The organism is Flavobacterium sp. Arc3, from assembly GCF_041431375.1.
In the GTDB taxonomy this organism is placed as follows: domain Bacteria; phylum Bacteroidota; class Bacteroidia; order Flavobacteriales; family Flavobacteriaceae; genus Flavobacterium.
Window position 1 is genome coordinate 95,834 of the sequence record NZ_JASMRI010000012.1, and the last position, 20,122, is coordinate 115,955.

The 20,122-nt window shown below is 34.4% G+C and carries 10 protein-coding genes; 7 read left to right on the forward strand and 3 right to left on the reverse strand.

Features of this window, described 5'->3' with window-relative positions:
* Positions 1-605 precede the first annotated feature (605 nt).
* Positions 606-3,629 (forward strand): SusC/RagA family TonB-linked outer membrane protein, encoded by a 3,024-nt coding sequence (locus QO200_RS10785; protein WP_371539692.1) that lies wholly within the window; start codon positions 606-608, stop codon positions 3,627-3,629.
* Positions 3,630-3,647: 18 nt separating this feature from the next.
* The gene (locus QO200_RS10790; protein WP_371539695.1) at positions 3,648-5,174 is read left to right on the forward strand and encodes a RagB/SusD family nutrient uptake outer membrane protein; all 1,527 of its coding nucleotides are present in this window, start codon (positions 3,648-3,650) and stop codon (positions 5,172-5,174) included.
* 508 nt (positions 5,175-5,682) lie between these two features.
* Here QO200_RS10790 and QO200_RS10795 read toward each other — a convergent pair.
* Entirely contained in the window at positions 5,683-7,272 is a 1,590-nt protein-coding gene (locus tag QO200_RS10795; protein WP_371539697.1) for a peptide chain release factor 3, read from the reverse strand.
* Between the two features lie 102 nt (positions 7,273-7,374).
* Positions 7,375-8,820, reverse strand: coding sequence for an alpha-amylase (locus QO200_RS10800; protein ID WP_371539700.1), 1,446 nt, complete (start codon positions 8,818-8,820; stop codon positions 7,375-7,377).
* A gap of 716 nt (positions 8,821-9,536) precedes the next feature.
* Here QO200_RS10800 and QO200_RS10805 point away from each other — a divergent pair.
* The 5 genes from QO200_RS10805 to QO200_RS10825 all read left to right on the forward strand — a co-directional run bounded on the left by QO200_RS10805 (position 9,537) and on the right by QO200_RS10825 (position 19,278).
* Positions 9,537-10,967 (forward strand): peptidylprolyl isomerase, encoded by a 1,431-nt coding sequence (locus QO200_RS10805; RefSeq protein ID WP_371539703.1) that lies wholly within the window; start codon positions 9,537-9,539, stop codon positions 10,965-10,967.
* 84 nt (positions 10,968-11,051) lie between these two features.
* Positions 11,052-12,005, forward strand: coding sequence for an AAA family ATPase (locus QO200_RS10810; protein WP_371539706.1), 954 nt, complete (start codon positions 11,052-11,054; stop codon positions 12,003-12,005).
* A gap of 341 nt (positions 12,006-12,346) precedes the next feature.
* Positions 12,347-15,118 (forward strand): bifunctional aconitate hydratase 2/2-methylisocitrate dehydratase, encoded by a 2,772-nt coding sequence (locus QO200_RS10815; RefSeq protein ID WP_371539709.1) that lies wholly within the window; start codon positions 12,347-12,349, stop codon positions 15,116-15,118.
* A 123-nt stretch (positions 15,119-15,241) separates the two neighbouring features.
* The gene (locus QO200_RS10820; protein ID WP_371539712.1) at positions 15,242-17,503 is read left to right on the forward strand and encodes an aconitate hydratase; all 2,262 of its coding nucleotides are present in this window, start codon (positions 15,242-15,244) and stop codon (positions 17,501-17,503) included.
* 263 nt (positions 17,504-17,766) lie between these two features.
* Positions 17,767-19,278 (forward strand): LysM peptidoglycan-binding domain-containing protein, encoded by a 1,512-nt coding sequence (locus tag QO200_RS10825; protein WP_371539714.1) that lies wholly within the window; start codon positions 17,767-17,769, stop codon positions 19,276-19,278.
* Positions 19,279-19,724: 446 nt separating this feature from the next.
* On the opposite strand, the gene QO200_RS10830 is transcribed toward QO200_RS10825, so the two are convergent.
* Positions 19,725-20,102, reverse strand: coding sequence for a GreA/GreB family elongation factor (locus tag QO200_RS10830; RefSeq protein ID WP_371539716.1), 378 nt, complete (start codon positions 20,100-20,102; stop codon positions 19,725-19,727).
* Positions 20,103-20,122: the final 20 nt, after the last annotated feature.

Sequence of the window (20,122 nt, forward strand, 5' to 3'; positions counted from 1 at the left end):
AAAAGTGCTTAAATTTTAAAGTTAGGCTTCGATTTTTATAATCGTAGCCTTTTTTTCTTTAATAGTAAATTGGTTTAAAATATTCCCAATTTATAATTGATAGGAACTGTTTTTTGGTTGCTTTTCTATCGCCCAAATAAACACTACATAAAGCCTGTTTTCTTACTGACTTTTGTATGTTTTTTAACACAAAAACAATTTCATTCGATCAAAAAAATAATAAACAACCTTCTAATAATCTATTTGCTATGAGAAATAATCAATAAAGGATAAAAATATGATAAATGAATTTTTACAAGGTTTTTTTTATTTAAAATGAAATTATTGACTATAAAAATTATTGCATCGACTATAAAAATACCGACTAAAGGTTCATTAAAAGCGAAATGCTCTAAAATTTATAGTACTTGCTTAAAAAATGTCATTGAAATTTTTGGATTTTATTAACATTTGTAAAACTATGGGATTAATATTTTTAAATAGAATAAATTATTGAAATACAAATATTTAGACGCTATAACTGCACTTTATATTATTCAAATTGTTTTTTAAAAATTAAATCTTCTAGCTAACCAAAACAAATTACTAAACCAAACTAAATTTTTATGAAAAACAAACTACTAAAAAAATTAATACTTCCAGTATTCTTATTATTTGGAAGTATTATTTATGCTCAATCCGTATCGGGTATTGTATCCGATAAAACAGGTCCTATACCTGGTGTTAATGTATTGGTTAAAGGTACTTCCTCAGGGACAGTGACAGATTTTGATGGGGCTTTTAAAATCAATGCTAAGAATGGAGATGTTTTAGTCTTTTCTTCTATAGGTTTTAAATCCCAAGAGATAATTTATAAAGGGAAATCTCCAATTAATGTATCGTTGGAAGAGAGTTCAGCTCTTTTAGACGAAGTTATAGTTGTAGGTTATGGGGTTAAGAAGAAAAGTTTAGTAACAGGGGCAATTTCTAGTATTAGTTCTGCTGATATTCAAAATTCTTCATCAGCACGTGTTGAGTCCGTGTTACAGGGTAAGACATCAGGTGTTACCGTTGTATCTTCTTCTGGGGCTCCAGGTTCAGGTTCTAAAGTTAGGATTAGAGGTGCTGGGTCTAATGGAAATTCAGATCCATTATATATTGTTGATGGAATGAAAGTAAGTTCTATAGATAATATTTCTCCAAATGATATTGCCAACATGGAGGTTTTAAAAGATGCAGCATCTTCTGCAATTTATGGTACGCAAGGAGCAAATGGTGTTATCATCATTACAACTAAACAGGGGAAAATTGGTGAAGCGGTAGTTAGCTATAGTACGCAATATGCAAATCAATCAGTTAGAACTAAAATGAAATTGATGAATGCTGCTCAATTTGTTACTTATTTTCAAGAAGCAGGTCAAGCGCAAGTTGTAGATAATGGTATCAATACAAATTGGATAAAAGAATTATTTCAAAATGCAACTTTGAAAAGACATGATCTTAGTTTTTCAGGAGCTAGTGAAAAATTATCATATTACCTTTCTGGATCTTTCTACGATCAAGACGGTGTCGTAGGTCAAGATTCGAATTATAAAAGATACACTTTAAGAGCCAATCTTAAAAATGAAGTGAATGATTGGTTAGAAGTAGGTTCTAATATTACCTATTCGGTTATTAATTCATCTCCTATTACTGAAGATAATTCCACAGGTGGAATTGTAAATCATGCTTTAATTCTAGATCCATTAACGCCTGTTCTTTATACAGGAACTTTGCCGCAAAGAGCTTTAGATGGAGTAGCGGCGGGAACAGCTATGACAGATAGTAATGGGAATGTTTACGGATACCCAACGTATTCAACTGGGGAAGTTACGAACCCTGTTGCATCTGCAAACTATAGATTTAGAGGAGGTATTGATACCGATAAAATCTTAATATCTATGTATGCTAAATTAAAATTAGCAGAAGGCCTAGCATTTACTTCTAGATTTGGTTACGAAAGAGGAAATACATTTGATAATAGATGGACTCCTATTTGGTCTGTATCATCAGAAGCTCAAAATACAACGGTAACATTAAATAATCAAATTTCACGAACTTCAAGATGGTTATGGGAAAATTTTGCGAGCTATAATAAAGAAATTGGAAATCACAATATAACGGGTTTGTTAGGGTATTCAGCAGAGAAAATTAAGAATCCATCTTATTCATTGCGTGGATCTGAAGTTCATGAACAAACAGACCAATTCGCATACTTTGACTATTCAAACCGAGCAAATGATGTAATTGGTGGAAGTGTTTTAGAAAAAACAGGAAACTCTGTTTTTGGTAGGATTTCATATGATTATATGGGTAAATATTTACTTGAAGGATCGTTGCGTAACGATACCTCTAGTTATTTTCCAACTTCAAAAAAATCAGGGTATTTCCCAGCAGCTTCTGCCGGTTGGTTAGTGTCTAAAGAAAATTTTTGGAATGAAGGCTCCAAATTTAATTACCTTAAATTACGCGCTAGTTGGGGGCAAAATGGTAGTGATAACAATTTAAGCACTTACATAAATAGCTTAATATTCCAAACTGTAGCACAAGAAACTGGTAATACGGTTCCTGTTGTTTACGAAGGTGTTAGTGGTATTACTCCAGGGAATTTAGCAAATGCTAATCTAGAGTGGGAACGTTCTGAGCAATTGGATTTAGGTGTTGATTTTCGTGCTTTTAATAGCAGACTAAACTTTTCAGTTGACTATTATGTTAAAACAACTAAAAACTTACTTCTTGTAAATGGAAATATCATTGCACCTCCATCTTTAGGTGTAGGAGTTCCTTCTATTAATGCTGGAACAGTAGAAAATAAAGGGTTTGAATTTGAAATGGGGTACAGTGATAAAACAGATAGTGGTTTTAGTTATGGTATAGATCTTAATTTGTCGACCTTGCATAATGAAGTTACCGATATTAGTTTTGTAGGTGATGATGGTTTTATTATAGGCGCAGGAGCACCACAAAACAATGACGGTGTAACTCGTTTTCAAAAAGGATTACCATTATGGTATTTCTATGGCTACAAAACTGACGGTATAGATCCCGCAACAGGAAAAATCAATATTGTAGACACTGACGGTGTAGCTGGAATTACTTCAAACGATAAAACAAATATTGGTTCTCCTCACCCTGACATTCTTTTCGGAGGAAATATTCAATTAGGATATAAAAATTTAGATTTAAACATTAGGTTTCAAGGAACTCAAGGGAATGATATTTTTGCAGCCTACCACCAACCTTCAAGACCAGTTACAAATAAGCCAATTGAGTTTTTTACAGGTAGATGGCAACAGGCAGGCGATATTGCATCTTATCCTGCTGCGCAATATGCTACAAGTACATACGATACTGATTTAATGGTGCAAGACGGTTCGTATATGAGAATTAAACAAATTCAGCTGGGGTATAACTTCTCTAAAGGGGTGTCTAGTAAATTGAAATTAAAAAAATTAAGAACTTATATTTCTTTAGACGACTATTTTACCTTTACTAAATATAATGGTTTGGATCCTGAAGCAGGAAGTTTCTCTGATAATAGTATAGGGGTAGATAGAGGATTTTATCCAGTAGCTTCTAAAATATTACTTGGTATGTCACTTGAATTTTAATTATATAAAACAATAAAAATGAAAAAATTAATATATAGTGCTATGGTTATATCTTGTATAACTGTATCATGTAGTTCCGATTTTACAACGGTCGCTCCTGTAGGTGTGCTCGAGAGTACCACTTTCTTCAATAGTGAAAAAAACACAGAAGAAGCCTTAATTGGATTGTATGATCTAATGCAATTCAACAATGGAGTAGACTGGAGTAGTGCTTTTTTTATAAAAGTGTTGCCTGGAGATGAAGCTAATGCTGGTGGTGGAAATGCAACAGATCAAACGCAATTACAGAATATTGATGATTACACAAATATATCTATTTCAAATCCTTCTTTAGAATCTGTTTGGAGCAAATACTATAAAACAATTGCACTTGCAAACACCATTATAGAAAAGGTTGAAGCTGGAAATTTAAGCAATAAGACCTTTGCTGTTGCTGAAGCAAAATTTATCAGAGCATGGTGCTATTTTGAGCTAACTACTATGTGGGGTGCAGTTCCTTTGCGTTTAGTAAATCCTACATCAATTAGCGCTGATGCTTTTGCTATACCAAAAAGTTCAAGGGCAGCAATTTATACCCAAATAAAAGCAGATTTGGGTATTGCTATTGCTGGATTGCCAGATAAAAGTGCAGTGAAGTATAATTTTAGAGTTTCAAAAGGTACAGCTCAAGCATTGTTGGGAAAAGTATTGGTTTTTGAAGGAAAAACTCTTGAAGCAATTCCTTATTTAAAAGCGGTAATAGATAATCCAGCACATGACTTGGAGCCGGACGTTTCAAAAGTTTGGTTAAAAGATTCAGAATTTGGAATTGAGTCTTTATTCGAAATTGGCTATATCTCTACAGCTGGTAATGACTGGGGTAATTTCAATTGGGGAGGTCGTACTGAAAGCAACATACATGCGCAATTAATGGGGCCTCGTGGTGACGGTTTTTTCAATCTAACAGGTACCGGAATTATTAATGGATGGGGCTTTAATTTACCAACTGCAAAAATATTAACTGCTTTTGATGCTGCCGGAGATGTAAAACGTAAAGCAGCTACAGTAATGAGTGAAGCAGAACTTAATGCATTTGGTGGAAGTTTAACAGGATCCCCTTGGGATTACGAAGGAGGTATTAGAACAAAATATGCCACACGTTCTTCAGAAACTTCAAGCACTGGTGTTGCAGAATTAAACTACGGTATCAATTGGAGATTATTTAGATATGCTGAAGTTTTGTTGCTTGCAGCTGAAGCGTACAATAAGGAAGGACAAGATGGAAATGCGAGAATAGAATTAAACAAAATTAGAAAAAGAGCAGGATTAGCTGATGTTTCTTCAACCTTAACAGGTACAAATTTGTTTAACGCTATCGCAAATGAAAAATTCCTAGAGTTAGCTTTTGAAGGCCAACGTTTTTGGGATTTAGTAAGATGGGGTAGAGCTAGTGCAGAGTTGTCAAGTAAAGGTTATACCTCTAAAAATGATCTATATCCAATTCCAGCATCAGAAATTGCTAAGAATAAGGCGCTAACAATAGCGGATCAAAATCCAGGTTATTAATAAGTGGTTTGTTAAATTTGGTTAGTTGAAGAAGGCTGTCCGAAAAGTGATTTTTGGGCAGTTTTTTATATAATGGGTAGTTTTTTGATTCTTAAAAGTTAAAAATCCGTCAATACAACCTGAATTTGAATCCTATTCTTAGGATCAATAACTATTTTATTTATCCAAAAAATAGCTACAAGGTTGATAAAGTATGTAAGTGAAAAAATAAAGATTCCTCCTGTTGTTTTGCAATAGAAATACAGCTCTATATTCCTAATTATTAAGTGTGTACTAATAGGTTTGTATACCAACAAAGCCATTAGATTACTTATTCTTTAAAAAGGGTATGATAAATTTAAAATACCTATTTCAAAGCTAAAATCGAGAAATATTTCCAATCTATCTTTGAAGGCTAGGTTAACATGTGCAAATGGATAATCGCCTTACAAATTGTAACTTATAAAAACCCAAAGAGGCTGTCAATTAATGACAGCCTCTTTACTTTTAATACTTTTTTATAAATACCTTAATTAAATTCAGATGTGAAGAATAATTTTACAGATGGATATTTATTTTGTGTCATTTTAATTGTAAAATCTGAATCAGCAAGGAAGACTAATTGACCATATTTGTCTTTTGCCAAGAATTTTTGTTTAATACGTTTGAATTCTTTAAACTCATCATTCTTTGCGTCATCTGGCTTTACCCAGCACGCTTTATGTACAGGAAAGTTCTCATAGGTACATTTAGCTCCATATTCATGTTCTAAACGGTATTGGATAACCTCATACTGAAGCGCTCCTACCGTTCCGATTATTTTTCGGTTGTTCATTTCAAGAGTAAATAATTGCGCTACACCTTCATCCATTAATTGGTCAATCCCTTTGTCAAGCTGTTTAGCTTTCATTGGGTCAGCATTATTGATGTATCTAAAATGTTCGGGAGAGAAACTTGGAATACCTTTGAAACTCATGATTTCTCCCTCTGTCAAAGTATCTCCAATTTTAAAATTCCCTGTATCATGTAGTCCAACAATATCACCAGGATAAGAGATGTCAACGATCTCTTTCTTTTCGGCAAAAAAGGCATTCGGACTCGAAAATTTCAGGTTCTTTTTTTGACGTACGTGATAATACGGCTTATTTCTTTCAAAAGTACCAGATACAATTTTTATAAATGCTAATCTGTCTCTGTGTTTAGGATCCATATTTGCATGGATTTTAAATACAAAGCCTGTCATTTTTTCTTCTTTCGGGTCAACTAATCTTGTTTCAGATTCTTTTGGTCTTGGTGATGGAGCGATTTCAACAAAACAATCCAAAAGCTCGCGAACTCCAAAATTATTTAATGCTGATCCAAAAAAGACTGGTTGTAATTTTCCGTCTAAATAATCCTGACGATCAAATTTTGGATAGACTTCATCAATCAATTCAAGCTCTTCACGTAAAGTATCTGCAGGTTTCTGTCCAATAATCTTTTCTAACTCTGGATTTTGCACATCTGAAAAAGCGATTGTTTCTTCAATATTTTTACGATTATCTCCACTAAATAGGTTGATGTTCTGTTCCCATAAATTGTATATTCCTTGGAAATCATAACCCATTCCTATTGGGAAACTAAGAGGCGTAACTGTTAATCCCAGTTTTTGCTCCACTTCATCCATAAGGTCAAAAGCATCTTTTCCTTCACGGTCCATCTTATTGATGAATACGATAATTGGGATTTTTCGCAACCTACAAACCGCGACTAATTTTTCTGTTTGTTCCTCAACACCTTTGGCAACGTCAATTACCACTATGACACTGTCAACAGCAGTTAAGGTTCTAAAAGTATCTTCGGCAAAATCCTTGTGCCCTGGGGTATCAAGAATATTTATTTTTTTTTCTTTGTAGTTAAATGCTAAAACGGAGGTAGACACAGAAATTCCTCTCTGACGTTCGATTTCCATGAAATCACTAGTAGCTCCTTTTTTGATTTTATTGTTTTTAACAGCACCCGCTTCTTGAATAGCACCACCAAAAAGGAGGAGTTTTTCTGTAAGTGTTGTTTTACCTGCATCGGGATGTGATATAATCCCGAAAGTTCTTCTTCTTTGTATTTCTTTTAAAAAGCTCATGTATGATGTAAATAGTGTGCAAAAGTACTATTTATAAATGTGAATAAAAAAAATGAGGCTGTCTTTTAGAACAGCCTCATTTATATTGGATTTATTTAGGGTTTACATGTTAATTGACCAGACAGAATAACCGTTTGGAGGACACTGGATTTTTACCCAAGTATCACCTTGCGTTGTTGGAATCCATGTGGAATTACCCGTAAAGTCTTTTATTTGTGCATTGGTCCAATTGGTAGGAACCCATCTTTCTTGCCAAGTTGAAGAATTATTGATATAGACAACTAAACCTGGGTTTCCGTTGTATCCATTTCTTCGGGCGATGTATTCATCATTATCTGCATATAAAATGGAAGTGGTTCCGGTCGCTTTTTGATTGTGGATCCAAATCAAGTTATTCATTTTAGTTTTGTCCAGCCATTCTTCATAATCTCTGTAAAAGATCGTTGGATAGCCTTCGTGAGTCAAAATGTATGCATAAGCTAATTCTTTTTTATAGATCTCATCTGTATCATGATTGGTTACAAATGTTACGGCCTTATATGGGTTTCTTTTCCACATCATGTCGTCATTCAAAAGAGCTAAATTATTACCGTCAAATGCGTCATTCATCTTATAGTAACAAGCAAAATCAAATACAGAACTGTTAGCATTGTTTGCCCACCATTCTAATGTGTTTACGTTTGAATCCCAATATTCGCCAACTGAAAAACCACCCACATTACTATTCCAGTCTTTAACTACCCAAGGACCAAAACCTTTTACATAGTCAAATCTCCAGCCGTCAAATTTCATGGTGTTCTTGTAATATTTACCCACGCCATCTGATCTAAGCCAAAGCCAGTTTTGAACGTTTGGTGTTACATGTGCTAAATCAGGAAATCCTCCAAAAGCACCTTCGTCATTATTACCATAAGCATTTTTATAAAAATCGGAACTGGTTCTAGGGAATTTTCCTGAAGCAACGCCAGTAAAATTCGTATACGTTTGAGTTCCTGTAAAAGGATTGCTTTCTAGTTGTCCGCCACTATTGTGATTTAGAACCATGTCAGCATAAACTTGAATGTTTTCGGAATGCGCTTTTGTAATTAAGGTGACTAATTCTGTTTTAGAACCAAAACGTGTTTCTATTGTTCCGTTTTGATTGTAATTTCCAAAATCAAAATAATCAGTAGGGTCGTATCCCATAGAAAAGGGACCATTTTGTGCTTTAGATACCGGTGGAAGCCAAATGGACCCAATACCGGCATTTGACCATGCAGTTACTTTTGTGCTTAATGTATTCCACCAGTTTCCACCGGCGGGTACGTCCCAGTAGAAAGCTTGCATCATTACGCCACCGCCCGGATTAGCTACGTACTTTCCTGTTAGTGATGTTGTCGTGGATTTACCCGTACTAAACGGATGACCATCGTGATGTGTAACATCGATTATTTTGCTTTGTGCCTTAATTTCTGCAGTAGGTCCTTGTAATTCATCGTTTGAATTACAAGAATAGAAACAAATAGTCAATGCGGCTAATGCTGCAATTTTAAAATTTGGTTTTTTCATGATTTTGTAGGTTGGTTAATAAAAGAATTGGGGTAATTTTTATAAAGGTTGATAACAAATATTTTTGATGGTAAAAGCTAAAAATTAAGTTATTATCTATTATATCGGGTTTTATTTTGAGATATTAGTTTTATTTTCTTTGTTATTTTAGGAATAATGATGCTCTAGTCGGGCTAATGTATGTAAATAATTGTATCGTATCTCACTTAAACCTTTTAGCCAGTAACGATAACGTTGTAGTGTTGATAAGTAATTATATTTTATTAAAAATGAGACGCTTGTGTTTTTTTTTTTGCTTCGATTTTGTTTTTTGTTTTAAAGCGGTGGGACGTAAAATGTTTTTGATGGGATATTGAATTATTGCAGAGTTTTAATTTCTGTGAGTAACGATACAATAGCCTTGCCAGGTGAGCTTGACTTGCTAAAGTAGTAAGTCATTAAATAGCAAAGCTAAATTGGTAAGGGCTTGAGGATATTACATGGTTTCCGTAATGAGTAAATGGGCTTATAATTTTTTGTTAATAGTAGTATGGAAACTTGTATTATGTAATTGAATTGTTATTTTTGTTCGTTTTAACTTTAGGAAATTGTTTGTAAGAACATTTTTATTTCTTGATCGTTAAAGTGTATATTTGGCGGCGAGCCATAGGGGCTTTATAAAAGGGATTCCGTCCAATGAAAATTAGAATACTTTACTAAAATATAAAATTGATATAATGCCATTAAAAACAATACAAATGAAGTCCATAAATAGTAGAATTGCATTTTTATTTTTTCTTTTACTGTTTTCAAGTACTATTACCAGAGCGCAAGAAATCATTAGAGATAGTGTGATTACGCCTGCTAAGAAGGTTCAAACTAATCAAAGACAAAAGATTGACGGTATTATTGCCACAGTAGGGGATTATATTATTTTAGATTCAGATATAGATAAGTCTTATTTAGAGTTGTCAAGTCAGGGTAATTCTGTAAAAGACATCACTAGATGTCAAATGTTAGGAAAATTGCTTGAGGATAAATTATATGCGCACCAAGCCATTCAGGATAGTGTTAAAGTAACGGATGCTGAAGTGAAAGGAATGATGGAGGAGAGATTGAGTTACATGGTAGGTCAAATTGGTTCTCTTGATAAAGTAATAAAATATTACAAGAAAAATTCTGAAGAAGAATTCAGAAGTTATTTCTTTGATATTTTGAAAGAGAATAAGCTTTCTTCTGAAATGCAAAAGAAAATTGTTGAAGAAGTAGAAATTACACCTGAAGAAGTTCGTAATTTTTTCAAATCAATTCCTAAAGATGAATTGCCTCTTTTTGGAGCAGAAATGGAAGTAGCTCAGATTGTAATCACGCCTAAAGTATCCGATGCAGAGAAACAAAAGGTGATTGACAAGTTGAATGGATTTAAAAAAGAAGTTGAAGAGGGTTCAAGTTTTGCTACGAAAGCGGTATTGTATTCAAAAGATCCGGGGTCAAGCTCAAATGGAGGTTACTATAAAATGAATAGAAAAACACCATTTGTTAAAGAATTTAAAGATGTTGCTTTTAGTCTTCAAGAAGGTGAAATATCTGATCCATTCGAAACTGATTTTGGTTTTCATATTATTTATGTTGAAAAAATCAAAGGTCAAGAAATTGAATTGCGTCATATATTATTGACTCCGACAGTATCTGATGATGCTTTGACGTCAGCCAAAGAGAAAATTACTTTAATTAGAAATAAGATTGTAGATAAAAAAATCAGTTTTGCTGAAGCAGCCAGAACAGAATCTGATCAAAAAGAAACTAGAGCGAATGGAGGTTCTTTAATTAATCCAAAAACACAAGACACCCGTTTTGAAATGACTAAAATGGACCCAAGTCTATATAGTGAGGTTTCTAATTTAAAAGACGATAGTATTTCTCAGCCAATATTAAATACGGATGAAAACGGAAAGAAAAGTTATAAGTTAATAACGGTTACTAATAGAATTAATGAGCATGTCGCTGATTATGCTACAGATTATATTAAGATAAAAGATTTAGCACTAAAAGAAAAACAAATCAAAGCGATTGGAAAATGGTTTGATGAGAAAATCAAAGAGACCTATATTAAAATCCTTGGTGAATATAGAGACTGTGACTTTACAAACAATTGGTTAAAAAAATAATTATATTTTTCTAAAATAAATAAAAAGAGTTAGCTTTATGATTTCATAGAGTTAACTCTTTTTTAATTTAAATCCCCTTTAAAAATGTCTGACGTAGCAGCAATCCATAATTTGGTTCAGAAACGAAATGAGTTAAAAAGCGAAATCGCAAAAATTATTGTAGGTCAGGATTCGGTGGTTGATCAAGTATTGCTTTGTATTTTTTCGGGCGGACATGCACTGCTTGTTGGTGTTCCTGGATTAGCTAAAACTTTATTGGTGAATACTCTTGCTCAGGCTTTAGGACTTAATTTTAAGAGAATTCAATTTACTCCGGATTTAATGCCTTCTGATATTTTGGGAAGTGAGATATTAGATGAAAACCGTCAATTTAAATTTATAAAAGGGCCTGTTTTTTCGAATATTATTCTGGCGGATGAAATAAACCGTACGCCGCCAAAAACCCAAGCAGCTTTGCTTGAAGCGATGCAAGAACGATCTGTTACTATCGCAGGTGAAAATTATAAGCTGGATCTTCCTTACTTTGTTTTGGCTACCCAAAATCCGATTGAGCAGGAAGGAACCTATCCCTTGCCTGAAGCCCAGCTAGATCGATTTATGTTTGCAATCAAACTTGAATATCCTTCGTTTGCAGAAGAGGTTCAAGTGGTGAAACGTACTACATCAGATAACAAAACTACGATTATCCCATTATTTACGTCGCAGGAAATTATTGATTTTCAGCAATTGATTCGAAGGATTCCCGTAGCGGATAACGTGATTGAATATGCTGTCACCTTAGTCAGTAAAACACGTCCAGACAATCCGTTGACTAATGAGTTTGTTAAAAGTTATTTGGATTGGGGAGCAGGACCTAGAGCTTCTCAAAACTTAATATTAGCAGCCAAAGCGCATGCTGCCTTCAACGGGAAATTTTCGCCTGATATTGAAGATGTTAAAGCTGTGGCAACTGGAATTCTACGTCACCGTATTATCAAAAATTATAAAGCGGATGCTGAAGGAATTACGGAGGAAATGATTATTGCAAAGTTAATTTAAAGCGCTTTTAACTACGCTGTAGAATGGCAATGTTTATGATTAACTACAACGATTACTTACATTCTCTTTATTTGGAATTTTAGTGAATTAAAATTCAAATAAATAATTGTCGATTTGTCATTTAAATGTTAATTTTTTACTTTTTCATCAATTATACGTATTAAAAATTAGTATTAGACAATAATAATTTTTGAAAAGGCCACTTCTATTAATTTTTTTTAGTTCTCATCTTAAATTCGTTAATTTGCATTACGAAAAAAACAAAAAAAACATTGATATTATGGCTTTTGATTTTGAGATGATCAAAAAAATCAGCCTTTAACATTGAAAAGAATTCTATTATGAACATGTATAACGATTATCTACAGGAAATCGAAGAACGAAAAGGTCAGGGACTTAACCCAAAACCGATTGATGGCGCTGAATTACTAAGCGAAATCATTGCGCAAATTAAAGATTCAGATAACGCTGAACGCGAAGAATCCCTTAAATTTTTTACTTATAATACTGTTCCTGGAACTACTAGCGCTGCTGGTGTGAAAGCTGCTTTTTTAAAGGAAATTATTCTGGGTGAATCTATTGTAAAAGAAATTACTCCTGCTTTTGCATTTGAGTTGTTATCACACATGAAAGGTGGGCCTTCTATTGAAGTTTTACTTGATTTAGCATTAGGTAATGATGCAGCTATTGCAACTGAGGCTGCAAAGGTTCTTAAAATGCAATTTTTTCTTTATGAAGCAGATACAGCTCGTTTAGAAGTGGCTTACAAAAGCGGAAGCGCGATTGCTGAAGATATTTTAGAGAGTTATGCTAAAGCTGAATTTTTTACTAAACTTCCAGAGGTAGTAGAAGAAATTAAAGTAGTTACTTATATAGCTGGTGAAGGGGATATCTCTACCGATTTACTTTCTCCTGGTAACCAAGCACATTCAAGATCAGATCGTGAACTTCACGGGAAATGTTTGATTTCTCCTGAGGCACAAGATGAGATTCAAGCTTTGCAAGCGCAGCACCCTGATAAAAGTGTGATGCTGATTGCTGAAAAAGGTACAATGGGTGTTGGTTCGTCAAGAATGTCAGGTGTTAATAACGTGGCGCTTTGGACAGGAAAAAAAGCAAGTCCTTATGTTCCTTTTATTAATATTGCTCCAATCGTAGCAGGAACAAATGGAATTTCTCCAATCTTTCTTACTACAGTTGATGTTACTGGTGGTATTGGTCTAGATCTAAAAAACTGGGTAAAAGTACTTGATGCGAATGGTGAAGCTGTTCGTAATGAGAATGGAGACCCTGTTCTTGAAGAGGCTTACTCTGTTGCAACAGGTACTGTTCTAACGATCAATACAAAAACAAAAAAATTATATAATGGGGACAAAGAGCTTATAGATATTTCTAAAGCGTTCACTCCTCAAAAAATGGAATTTATAAAAGCGGGTGGTTCATACGCAATTGTATTCGGTAAAAAACTTCAAACTTTTGCATCGAAAACGCTAGGTATTGATATTTTACCTGTATTTGCTCCTTCAAAAGAAGTTTCTATCGAAGGACAAGGGCTTACAGCAGTAGAAAAAATATTCAACAAAAATGCAGTTGGAACTACTCCAGGTAAAGTTTTACACGCCGGTTCAGATGTGCGTGTAGAAGTTAATATCGTTGGCTCACAAGATACAACTGGTTTGATGACCTCTCAGGAATTAGAGTCTATGGCTGCTACTGTGATTTCTCCAATTGTTGACGGTGCGTACCAATCAGGTTGTCATACTGCTTCAGTTTGGGATAATAAGTCTAAAGCAAATATCCCTAGATTGATGAAGTTTATGAATGACTTCGGTTTGATTACTGCTCGTGACCCTAAAGGGGAATATCTTGCAATGACTGATGTAATTCATAAAGTGCTAAATGATATTACTGTAGATGAGTGGGCAATCATTATTGGTGGTGACTCTCATACAAGAATGTCAAAAGGGGTTGCCTTTGGGGCAGACTCAGGAACAGTTGCGCTTGCACTTGCTACTGGTGAAGCTTCAATGCCAATTCCAGAATCAGTAAAAGTTACTTTTAAAGGAAACATGAAAACTTACATGGATTTCCGTGATGTAGTTCATGCTACTCAATCTCAAATGTTAAAACAATTTGGCGGAGAGAATGTGTTCCAAGGAAGAATCATTGAGGTTCATTTAGGAACGCTTACTGCTGATCAAGCATTTACTTTTACAGACTGGACTGCCGAGATGAAAGCGAAAGCTTCTATCTGTATTTCTGAGGATGAAACTTTGATCGAATCATTAATGATCGCTAAGAGAAGAATCCAGATCATGATCGATAAAGGGATGGATAATGCGAAACAAGTTCTTAAGGGGTTGATTACAATCGCTGATAATAGGATTGCAGCCATTAGATCTGGTGAAAAACCTGCTTTGACTCCGGATGCAAATGCGAAGTATTATGCGGAAGTTGAAATTGATCTTGATCTGGTTGAAGAGCCAATGATTGCAGATCCAGATGTAAATAATGCAGATGTTTCTAAACGATACACACACGATACGATCAGACCGCTGTCTTTTTATGGAGGAGTGAAAAAAGTAGATCTTGGTTTTGTTGGTTCTTGTATGGTTCACAAAGGTGATTTGAAAATTCTTTCTCAAATGCTTAAGAACATAGACGAGCAATATGGTAAAGTTGAGTTTAAAGCACCGCTTGTAGTGGCGCCTCCTACTTATAATATTGTGGATGAACTTAAGGCTGAAGGAGATTGGGAAGTTTTACAAAAGTATTCTGGTTTCGAATTTGACGATAATGCTCCAAAAGGGGTGGCGCGTACTGGATATGAAAATATTCTTTACCTTGAACGTCCAGGTTGTAATCTATGTATGGGGAACCAAGAAAAAGCAGAAAAAGGGGATACCGTAATGGCAACTTCTACTCGTCTTTTCCAAGGAAGAGTGGTTGAAGATTCTGAAGGTAAAAAAGGAGAATCATTACTTTCTTCAACTCCTGTTGTTGTATTGTCTACAATCTTAGGTAGAACACCTACTATGGAGGAATACAAAGCAGCTGTAAAAGGAATTAATCTAACGCAATTTGCACCGTCTCATAAGTTGTTAGTTAAATAATAATAATATTAATTATATCAAAAAGCCTGAGTCTATGATTCAGGCTTTTTTTTATTTTTATAGCTACTCTATTTTTTGTACCTTGTCGTGTCTATAAAACAATAATAAAAAAAACAATTATATATGGCATTTGATATTGAAATGATAAAAAAAGTGTATGACAGCATGACAAGTCGTGTTGATGCTGCACGCGAAGTAGTTGATCGTCCACTTACTTTAACGGAGAAAATTTTATATAGCCACTTATGGGAAGGAAAGGCGAAGCAAGCTTATGGAAGAGGTGTCGATTATGTTGACTTTGCTCCAGATAGAGTAGCTTGTCAAGATGCAACGGCTCAAATGGCTTTATTGCAATTTATGCATGCAGGTAAGAAAACAGTTGCCGTTCCAACAACGGTACACTGTGATCACTTAATTTTGGCTAAAGTAGGAGCTGAGAAGGATTTAGCTGTTGCAAAAGAACAATCAAGCGAGGTTTTTGATTTCTTATCATCAGTTTCAGATAAATACGGTATTGGTTTCTGGAAACCAGGATCGGGAATTATTCATCAAATTGTTCTAGAAAACTATGCTTTCCCAGGTGGAATGATGATTGGGACAGATTCACATACTGTAAATGCAGGTGGTTTAGGAATGCTTGCTATTGGTGTTGGTGGAGCTGATGCTGTTGATGTAATGTCAGGAATGGGATGGGAATTGAAATTCCCTAAATTAATAGGAGTGAAGTTAACTGGTAAACTATCGGGTTGGACGGCTCCAAAAGATGTCATTTTAAGAGTTGCCGATATTCTTACTGTAAAAGGAGGAACAGGGGCAATTGTTGAATATTTTGGTGAAGGTGCACTAAGTATGTCTTGTACTGGTAAAGGAACCATTTGTAATATGGGTGCCGAAATTGGTGCTACTACTTCGACTTTTGGTTATGATGATTCTATGCGTAGGTATTTATCTGCTACAGGTCGTCAAGACGTAGTTGATGCTGCAGATAAGGTAGCTAGTTATTTAACTGGTGACCCAGAAGTTTATGCAAATCCTGAGAAATATTTTGATCAAGTGATTGAAATCAACCTTTCGGAACTAGAGCCTTATATCAATGGACCTTTTACTCCGGATAGAGGTACTCCAGTTTCTAAAATGAAAGAGGAAGCGAAAGCAAATGGTTGGCCAATAAAAGTGGAATGGGGATTAATTGGTTCTTGTACCAACTCTTCTTACGAAGATATGGCTCGTGCTGTATCAATTGTGAATCAGGCCATAGAACACGGTATTACTCCTAAGGCTGAATTTGGTGTTAATCCAGGTTCTGAGCAAATTCGTTACACTATCGAAAGAGACGGTATGATTGCTGCTTTTGAAAAATTGGGAACTAAAGTATTTACAAATGCTTGCGGACCGTGTATTGGACAATGGGACAGGGCTGGTGCTGATAAAGAAGAGAAAAATACAATTGTACACTCTTTTAACCGTAACTTCTCTAAAAGAGCAGATGGTAACCCAAATACGCACGCTTTTGTAACGTCTCCAGAAATGGTTGCGGCTTTAGCAATTGCAGGAAGACTAGATTTTAATCCATTAACAGATCCTTTAATAAATGATAAAGGAGAAGAGGTAATGTTAACAACTCCTTTTGGTGATGAATTGCCAAAAAAAGGATTTGATGTTGATGATAATGGTTTTCAAGCACCAGCCGATGATGGTTCAGGAGTTAAAATTGTTGTAAGCGAAACTTCGGATAGATTACAATTATTAGCCCCATTTGAAGCTTGGGATGGAAAAAATATTACAGGAGCTAAATTGCTTATTAAAGCATTTGGTAAATGTACTACTGACCATATTTCTATGGCTGGACCGTGGTTGCGTTTCCGTGGACATTTAGATAATATTTCAAACAATATGTTGATTGGTGCTGTAAATGCTTACACTCAAAAAACAAATTCAGTTAAAAATCAATTAACAGGTGAATATGGTGCAGTTCCTGCTGTAGCAAGAGCATACAAAGCAGCTGGAGTTCCTTCTGTTGTTGTTGGAGACCATAATTACGGAGAGGGTTCTTCTCGTGAGCATGCTGCAATGGAGCCTCGTTTCTTAGGTGTTAAAGCGGTATTAGTGAAATCATTTGCTCGTATCCACGAAACAAACCTTAAAAAACAAGGATTGTTAGGATTGACATTTGCTAATGAAGCGGACTATGATAAAATCCAAGAAGATGATACGATCAACTTTATAGATTTAGTTGATTTTGCACCAGGAAAACAATTAACAGTAGAATTTGTACATTCTGATGGAAGCAAAGATTTAATCTTAGCGAATCATACTTACAATGAAGGACAAATTGCTTGGTATGTTGCTGGATCAGCATTAAACTTAATTGCTGCTGAAGCTTAATTTTAAGTTTATTAATAGTTATAAAACGCTCTGTGGAAACAGAGCGTTTTTTTATGTTTTTTTAGTTTGTTAAAATGATTGTAAAGAGATGTTAAAATAGTAAGATATTTGTATTTATAGGTTAAATTCGCATTTTAGACATGCAATATATTCGAGTAAGAACGTTATTGTAGTATGATTTATGATTTTGTGAAAATAAAATTGTATTATTGTTTTGTTATTCAGGGAGATAGAAGTTTTTGAGTGAAATTTAAATGAAATTTATGCGGTTTTTTAATTGGGTCTTTGGAGTTGTTTTATTAAGTAGTCTAAGTGGTTTTTCGCAACAAAAGTATACAGAGCATACCGTTTCCAAGGGGGAGACTATTTCTCAGATTGCTGCGCATTATAATATTAAGCCCACTGCTATTTACGAACTCAATCCTGATGCCAGAAAAGGGATAAAATTCAAAGGAGTTTTATTAATTCCCGCAGCTGTCTCAAAAAGCAAAAATACTACATCAGATATTGCTATTGCATACCCTGAAAAAAAGCATACAGTCCTTCCCAAAGAAACCCTTTACGGCATAGCCAAACAATACGGAGTTACCGTTGAAGATTTATACAAAATCAATCCTACACTACAGAATTCAGGATTAAAAAAAGGAGATACAATAAGAATTCCAGGAACAGAATTAAATCAAAGTCTAACTTTAACTGTTGCGGATCCAATAAAAGAAATTCAAAAAAATACTACCCCTGAAAGAAAAACAATTCAAAAAGAAGAATCAAATTTTACTGTAAAGTTCAATGATGCAAAAGTAAACTCATCCGAAGGTGTTGTGCGTGAAATTGTAGCAAACGACACTAAATATTCTATTGCAAAAGAATACGGAATTACAGTAGCTGACTTAGACAAAGCAAATCCTATTCTTGGAACAGAAGCTTTAAAAATTGGTCAAACAATTTCAATTCCTGTAAAAGAGGAAAATAATAAATCGTTAGCAGTTGTTCAAAAAGAAATAAAAAAAGAATCTGAAGTTACGGCTCAGTCCCGCCCTGAACCTAAAAACACAAAAGCCGAGCTAGTTCTTGTAGGTGATAAAACAGTGTCGAAAGCTGAAACTCTAACAATAGTTGAACCTGTTACTAACGCTGTTGCTGTTGAAACAGAAGTGGTGAGAGAAGTATTGGCAAAAGAAACAAAATATGGAATCGCTAAAGAATATGGGATTTCAGTAAAAGAGTTAGAACGACAAAACCCGAAAATTATTAGAGGTCTTCCAGTAGGCTATAAATTAAATATTAGAAGTAATAAAGCTGTTGAGGCGATTGCTTCAAATAGTAATTCTGGGTCAACTAATGAAATGGGGAATTCAGATTCCAAATATAATGTAAAGTCTTTTCATGGAACTGATTTCTTAGATCAATTAGTTTCTACAGCTTCAGAGAATATCGGGACAAGATACCGCATGGGAGGAACCACAAAGGATGGGTTTGACTGTTCTGGATTGATGTGTACCACTTTTAGTAATTTTGATATTCAGTTGCCAAGAACCTCTATAGAACAATCGCAATATGGAGTAAAGATTGATAATGAAGATGCTCAAAAAGGAGATTTAATTTTCTTTAAAACGAATGGTAGAAGACAAATTAACCATGTTGGTATGGTAGTCGAGGCAGTTGACGGTGATATCAAATTTATCCATGCTTCGGTTAGTGGAGGTGTAATGATATCTTCAGTTAAAGAAAAGTATTATAAAAAGAAAGTAAGTCAAATTAATCGGGTGTTGTAGTATTTTCGATCAAAAAAACAGACTTTATAAACGAACTCTCAAGTTAACTTGGGAGTTTTTTTGTAAAAATGGTAATATTGCCTCGAGTTTTTCATGCTCTCCTTTAAACGGCTGAGAATCATATTTAAGAGAATCGTTTATGGCTTGGGTCAGAAGTATCAAATGCGTGGCTACTTTTGCTAGAAATGAATCGCACTCCTCGCTTTTCTGCGGTTAAATGTTTATTTTCAATGTTCAGTGGTAGTTGGCTGGTTTGTACCTTTAATGGGATATAGTAGTTTTAAAATGGCAAATATTTCTTTTTTTGTCAAATGTGAATTTTTGAAACACGAAATTTTAGTTTGAAAAGAGTGTTGTATTTGTATAAAAAAAGAAAAGAATACAGTTTGGGTATAAATTAAAGATCAGCATTCCCAAACTAGGAATGCTGACCTTTTTTGTTTTTTTTAATCGCGTTTTTCAACTGCGACGATTTTCAGTTGTTTTTCACCTTCTTCAAAGTTCCAGTTAATCACATCTCCTACTTTCCAGCCCACTAATGCAAGCCCCATCTTGGTTAATATGGATTCCGTTTGGTTTCTTCTCTTGGCTTTATCTGGAGCAACAAAAACATAAGTTTCTTCAAGGTTGCTATCTAAGTTTTTAACGGTTACACGTTTGTCTATGTCGACAATGTCATCCGGTAAATTCTTTCGGGTTAACTGTTTTGCATTCTTAAGTTGTAATTTTAAAGCTTCCTCTTCTGTAGGTGTTACTTTTTTACTTCTAATATGGTCTTTGATTAGATCGTAAATACCTGTTGTTAAAATAATATTTTGTGACATTTTTCTCTTTCTTAGTACCA